General features: G+C 69.2%; 5 protein-coding genes and 4 pseudogenes. 3 read left to right on the top strand and 6 right to left on the bottom strand.

Annotated features, from left to right (window positions below; all coding sequences use genetic code 11):
* The first annotated feature begins 955 nt into the window (after positions 1-955).
* Positions 956-1,492, top strand: coding sequence for a hypothetical protein (locus tag JL475_RS37845; RefSeq protein WP_202282743.1), 537 nt, complete (start codon positions 956-958; stop codon positions 1,490-1,492).
* Positions 1,493-1,839: 347 nt separating this feature from the next.
* Here JL475_RS37845 and JL475_RS37840 read toward each other — a convergent pair.
* Positions 1,840-2,379 (bottom strand): annotated as a pseudogene (locus JL475_RS37840) (helicase associated domain-containing protein); the annotation flags it as partial.
* Between the two features lie 211 nt (positions 2,380-2,590).
* Here JL475_RS37840 and JL475_RS37835 point away from each other — a divergent pair.
* Entirely contained in the window at positions 2,591-3,037 is a 447-nt protein-coding gene (locus JL475_RS37835; RefSeq protein ID WP_237409417.1) for a hypothetical protein, read from the top strand.
* A 162-nt stretch (positions 3,038-3,199) separates the two neighbouring features.
* Here the strand turns inward: JL475_RS37835 and JL475_RS41385 are convergent.
* The 3 genes and pseudogenes from JL475_RS41385 to JL475_RS37825 form a co-directional block, all read right to left on the bottom strand.
* Positions 3,200-3,373, bottom strand: a pseudogene (locus tag JL475_RS41385) (integrase core domain-containing protein); the annotation flags it as partial.
* 22 nt (positions 3,374-3,395) lie between these two features.
* Positions 3,396-3,545, bottom strand: a pseudogene (locus JL475_RS37830) (integrase core domain-containing protein); the annotation flags it as partial.
* A gap of 16 nt (positions 3,546-3,561) precedes the next feature.
* A complete protein-coding gene (locus tag JL475_RS37825) occupies positions 3,562-4,302 on the bottom strand; it encodes a class I SAM-dependent methyltransferase (protein WP_202282741.1) in 741 nt (246 codons plus the stop codon).
* Positions 4,303-4,536: 234 nt separating this feature from the next.
* Here JL475_RS37825 and JL475_RS37820 point away from each other — a divergent pair, with 234 nt between their 5' ends.
* Positions 4,537-5,040, top strand: a complete 504-nt coding sequence (locus tag JL475_RS37820) for a hypothetical protein (protein ID WP_202282740.1) — start codon at positions 4,537-4,539, stop codon at positions 5,038-5,040.
* Here the strand turns inward: JL475_RS37820 and JL475_RS41820 are convergent.
* The gene (locus JL475_RS41820; RefSeq protein ID WP_368860256.1) at positions 5,013-5,426 is read right to left on the bottom strand and encodes a NucA/NucB deoxyribonuclease domain-containing protein; all 414 of its coding nucleotides are present in this window, start codon (positions 5,424-5,426) and stop codon (positions 5,013-5,015) included. The genes JL475_RS37820 and JL475_RS41820 overlap by 28 nt on opposite strands.
* Positions 5,427-5,467: 41 nt before the next feature.
* Positions 5,468-5,567: pseudogene (locus JL475_RS37810) on the bottom strand (IS6 family transposase); the annotation flags it as partial.

Here is a 5,567-nt window from a genome sequence, read left to right as displayed (position 1 = left end):
TGTGCCTGTCCTGTCTGCCCGCTGGTCCCTGCCGGCCGCCTGTCTGCGCGACCTCTGACTCGCCGGCGTTCGGGGGCGGCTCCGGCTCGGGCGTGGGTGCGGCGGGTCCGGTGCTCCGGGCCTGGGTGGGGAAGCCGGTGGGCGGCTTGTGTGGCCGCCCACCCAGATCCACGGCAGCATGCCGTCCGCCGTCGACGACGTGGACGGTGACCTGCCCGCACCGCCCCCCTTCGAGGGCCGGCGAAGGGGGGCGGTGCGGAGGCCGGCGAAGGGGGGGGCGGATGGGTGAGCGGGAAAGCGCGAAGGGGCCGGGCACCGGACACGCCGGCCCCGGGTGTCCGCGATCGGCTCGCGGCGAGGGGCATCATGTCCCTGGCCTGCTCGCGCGGTGGCGTGCGGGACCCGGCGAGCCGGGTTCCGGTTCGCCGGGCGAGCCGCCCCCGGCACCGTGGGCACAGCCCGCCCCGGGCGGCGGGCACGCGTCCGGGGCGCTCGGGCGGGCCCGCCGGCCGGCCGCGGGTGCCCGGTGACGAGGACCTGGAGCCGGCGTCAGGTCTTCGCCTCCACCGGGACGTTCTGCGGGAACCTCATCCTGCAGACGGCACCGCGCCATGGGCCCGCCCGCGGGCTCGAGCACCCCACTCACCGCCCGGCAGCACCACGGGAATACCGGTTTCACCCGGTATGTCAACGAACGACACGCCGCGGCCGCGGGTGAGCAGGCGCGCGAAAAGTCCCCCGGACGGCGTATCGGGACATCAAGTCCACTACAGGAAAAGTAAACTGATTACATGTCAGCGTGCCATGACACGGCATGCGGGCGCCCCCTGTGACCCGATTGGAGTCAATCCGCTGACTTTCCCTTATGTCTCGATATGACAGGTATGGGAATCGGTCAGTACGTTCATCACGAGTCGGCTGGCCAGCCGATCTCCCGAGACAGGAGAAGCGCGTGATGAAGACTCGTCCCAACGTCGTTACCGCGGCCGTCGCGGCCGCCGCGGCCCTGGCCGCCACCGGTATCACCTACGCCTCGGCGTCCGCCTACGAGCCGGCCCAGGCCGCCCCCGCGGTCCAGCAGGCGGCCGCCCCCGCCGCGGCCCCCCTGGGCGGCGAATCCGGCCAGGAAAACGAAGGCCGAGGCTTCGAGGGCAAGGACCACGAAGGAAGGGGCTTCGAAGAGAAGGAATTCGAAGGCCGGATCCACATCAACGAGCGTTCGTTCTCCGCCCGCCCGGACGGCTGCATCACCGTCGCGAGCGGCCTGGGCTCCAAGAGCTTCAACATCCGCAACGACAGCAAGAGGACCGTCGAGTTCTTCCGCGGGGCGACCTGCGACAACGGCGCCCCCGTCGCCACGGTCGGCCCCCACAGCGAAGCGAACGGCATCAAGGTGCACCACACCAAGGGGGTCCGCGTCAAGGACGGAGTGGTGGGCAGCTTCCGAGTCGTCCACCACTTCGGCGGACACGGCGGACACGGCGGATACTGACCGAACCGCCACCCCGGCACCACGCAAAGACCCCGGCCCGCTGGAATCGGGCCGGGGTTCTGCCTGCAGCATTCCACCCCGAACACCCGCTTTCACCCACCCACCCGGGCACTCCGGCATAAATCCGGACAACGACGCCCTGCCGGCCCAGCCCCACCCGGAAGTGCATCCCGGCCGCTGGTTCAGCCGGCGTCTGATCCGCGTCGTCGTGTACCGCGGTGGAGACGGCAGCATTGGGTGCCGTCGACTTGGTGACGTTGTCGTTGTCGTCGTACTCCTGTGCCAGAGCAGCGAAAACCTACGCAGTAGACCCGCACCGAAGCTCACATCACCCCAGCCGGCGACGGCTACGCCCATTTGATGCCGAGTTCGGCGAGTGCGGTGCGCTGCTCCTGGGTGAGTTTGTCTCGCCTCGATTTGGTGTTGGAGATCCATACGCCGAGCTTCACGGTGACCGGCTCGGTCTCGCCGTCGACGGTGATTTGTTCGCTGTGGCCGCGCGGTACCGGCCGCTGGCCCTCCCGTTCCACCCACTGCGTAAGGGCTGCCAGGCCGCGCAGGAACGCCACCTGGGCTTTGCTGGAGTCCTTCGTCGCACGCGTTGCTGCCGGGGTGCCAGTCGGCGTCGGGGCGGGCTGCACGCCCAGCGCGGTCAGCCGCTCCTGCTGCCCGGTGGACAGCAGTTTCCAGGTGCCCGGTTGCTTCTGCCGCTGGAGCCACCGTCCGAGGTCGTCGCCGTCGAAGAGCACGCCGGGTGCGATGTCGGGCAGGTGGCCGTCGGCGTTGACCAGGTCCGCGAGGACGCGGTAGTGCAGCGGCCAGGGGCAGTTCCAGTCCTCGTCGATCGCGGCCAGCTGCTGTGCGCGCACGGCGGCAGCCTGCGAATCCGCATCTCAATGTCACCGGTTTCTGTAGAGGTGACACCAGTGTCCTCCAGCGCTGGTGCCAGGGCGGTGGGCTGGGGGTTCGCCGTGAGGTGTGGGGTGGTGGTGACATCGGGGTGCAGTTTTTGCGGTGACGGCTCGTGAGGTTGCTGCAGGTCGCGGCGTGTCCTTCCGGTGCAGATTCGCAGGGGGACGGGCCTTGAGTGCCCAACTGATGCAAACCGCAGCGCAGTTGGCAGACATGCTCTGGCGCCGGCACACCGTGTACCGGGACCGGGCCGGGGGAGTGGTCATCCGGGGAGAGCATGTGCAGCGCTGGATCAGTCTGGCCCCCTCGGGGTGCAGGGACGAAATCCTGCTCCGGGCGGGCCGTATCCTCGACGGCGGCACCACCGCTCCGGCGCGTTCGGAGACGGTCGTACCGCTCCAGGCCGGCACCGGCGAGCTCGCCATGGCCTGCCGCCGCCTGCTCGCCGAGACCGCCGCCGACGCCGCACCATCCGCCCCGGCGGCTCCCGGCGGGGCCAAGCGGTCCGGGAAGGCGCACCGGCCCGGGCGGAAGGGGAGACGGATGAGCCTCGCCTCCTGGATGGTCCTCGCCTGTGTGGTCGGCGTCGTGGTCCTGTACGCCTACAGCACTGCGACGACCGGCACGCGCTGAGCAAAGCCCGCGGACCCTGTGGCACTCGGAAAGCCGTCGCTGCTGCCAGGCCGCGGAGCGGGACTCGTTGATGACGCCGCCGAGGACGCGGGTGCGGAGGAGCCTTCGGTCGTCGAGGTCGTGGACGGTGGCGGGCCGGCGGTCGGCGTCGGGTGGGAGCTGTTGGCGTGCCCGGTGCGGCCGATACCTGTTGTCGTAGTCATGGCATCTGGTCAGCGCCTGCCGGGCGTGGGCCTCACCGATGATCAGGACGTGGTCGAGAGCCTCGCGCCGGATACTTCCGATCACCCGCTCGCAGGGTGCGTTCCTCCGGGGAGCCCGCGGCGCGAGGGTGATCCCCGGGAGTGGACACCGGGTTTCATGCGGCGAGTGAAAGCGTGGTTGCTGTAGCCAACTGCTGTTCGAACTCGATCGGTGTGAGGTAGCCGAGGGCGGAGTGCCGGCGGCGCCGATTGTAGTAGGCGAGCCAGCGGAACAGCTCGAGCCGCGTCTGCGCCTTCGACGTCCAGGGGGCGCGGCGGAACTTACGGTTTGTGGGTTACCCAGAGCAGTTCCGCCGGCCAGCGGTGTGCCCAGTCGGGTGGGTCGGTTTCGTTGTAGCCGTTGGGTGTTCCGAGTTCGGGCCGCGGCTCGATGAGGTCGTCGATGATGAGACCCGCGCCGCGCAGGACCTTGACCCAGTCGCCGTAGGTGAGCTGATAGCTGGTCGCGCCGTCGTCTTCGGCGATGGTGTTCAGCCCGAAGTAGTCCTGCTGCAGCGTCGTGGTCACGCGGCTGGCGGCTTCGTCGTAGCAAGCTTCGAACCATGGGCTGGCGACGTTGAACACCAGGCGCCCGCCTCGGCCCAAGACGCGTGCGGCCTGCGGGACGGCCAGGTGCGGGGGCGCCCAGCTGAGCCCACCGAAGTCGCAGAACACCAGGTCGAAGCTGTCGGCGGCGAAGGGGAGTTGTTCGGCGGCACCTTGCACCAGCGGGTAGCGGGCCGCTCCCATCGCGCGGGTCGCTGCGGTGAGTTGGGCTTCGGACAGGTCGAGCCCGACCACGGTGGCGCCCTCGGCGGCGAGCGCCCTGGACCACTGGCCGGCGCCGCAGCCGAGTTCGAGGACACGCTTGCCGGTGACGTCGCCCAGGGCGTGCAGGTGCGCGTCGGGGATGGAGTACATGCCCCACAGCCGGGGTGTGGCGCCGATTTGCGGGTCGTGCTTGTGCTGGTAGGCGCTGCTGATCTGGTTCCAGAGCCGCCGGTTGGCGGGGATGCTGTCCACGTGCCGACTCCAGCACTGCCTGCCGGGGGTGGTCAACACGATTAGGGCACTGGCCGGCCCTCGCCTCGGTCCGTCCCTGCCTCGGCCCATGATCCGCCGGACGAGCCCTAGCGGGCCCTTCTCGGGGAACGCGGCTCGTAGCTGACTCCTACGGAACATGGCTCCTTCCTTGAGTTTACAGTCGGTGGCGGCGCCGCCACCGAGCGGTGTTTCCCCCGACTTGCGAGGTGCTTGATGGGTAGGTTGCTGGATTCCTGCGATACGACGGTGTCGGCGAGCTATCGGTTGTTCGGGCTGGTCGACACGACCATGGGGGCTGAAACGTTCGATGATGATGCGGACAGATCGAAGTGGCTGCTTCCCGGGCCGGGCCTGGTGTATCTGCAGGTGCCCTCGGAGGTGGGCACGACGGTGATACATCTGGAGTCGTGGACCAGTGCACCGGCACTGCCGCCCGGTCAGTGGGCGGGGTGCGAGGAGGTCGAGGTGGACCTTCCTGAGGGCGAGCTTGGTCTGCAGACCGTCGACGGCGGGCTGAGGGAGATTCCGTTGGTGTTGCCGTCGCCGGGCACGTACCGGATGCGGTGGCAGTGGACGTTCAACCCGAACGCGGGTCCTTTCACCTCTCCTCTGCAGGGTTGTTCCGGCGTGGTGGCCACGCCCGCCGGTCATGAAGCCGCTCTGGGTGGGGAGGATCAGTTCTGTCTGGTTCAGATCTGGCGGACCGCCACCGCCTGAGCCGCGTCGAAGGGACCGCAGGGCCGCCCCCGAATGGGGACGGCCCTGCCTTGGTTTACCGGAGTATCACTGCTGGAGTGCCAGTCGCCGATGGTGACAGTGAAGGCTTCCCAATCGAGGATCCGGTCACTGTGATACCAGGCGCCCAGGCGACGGCCTGCTTCCTGGTTTTCTTCCCGAATGATGTAGCGGACGGAGAAGTCGTCCTTGAACTCGTCGCCTTCGTACTTGTAGCGGGCAGCGCCTTCGGCGGACGAGCGGAACGGGTATTCGTCGCAGTCCTTGCCCCCCCCGCCGCCGGGGCGCCGGGGGTATTCCCGTTGCAGTCGAGTTTGCGGACCGCCTCGTTCGGCGTTGTCACGTTGTTGGGTGCGTGACCGGCTGATGGCGCGTCGGGGCGTGGTGGGCCCGCGGCCGGGGCCTGTGGTCAGGCCGTGGTGGGCCGGCCGGCGGCGCCGGTGATCTGGTCCCAGATGGTGAAGCGGACGGTCATCTCGGCGCGGTGGTCGGAGGCTGTCATCAGGTGG

Source organism: Streptomyces sp. M2CJ-2 (assembly GCF_016757295.1).
Lineage (GTDB): Bacteria > Actinomycetota > Actinomycetes > Streptomycetales > Streptomycetaceae > Streptomyces.
Note: the sequence above shows the minus strand (reverse complement) of the source record. Positions and strands in the feature narration are given on the sequence as shown.

Coding starts and splice junctions, on each gene's coding strand:
- JL475_RS37845 (WP_202282743.1), top strand. CDS start 956: ATGAAGACTCGTCCCAACGTCGTTACCGCGGCCGTCGCGGCCGCCGCG.
- JL475_RS37835 (WP_237409417.1), top strand. CDS start 2,591: ATGCAAACCGCAGCGCAGTTGGCAGACATGCTCTGGCGCCGGCACACC.
- JL475_RS37820 (WP_202282740.1), top strand. CDS start 4,537: ATGGGTAGGTTGCTGGATTCCTGCGATACGACGGTGTCGGCGAGCTAT.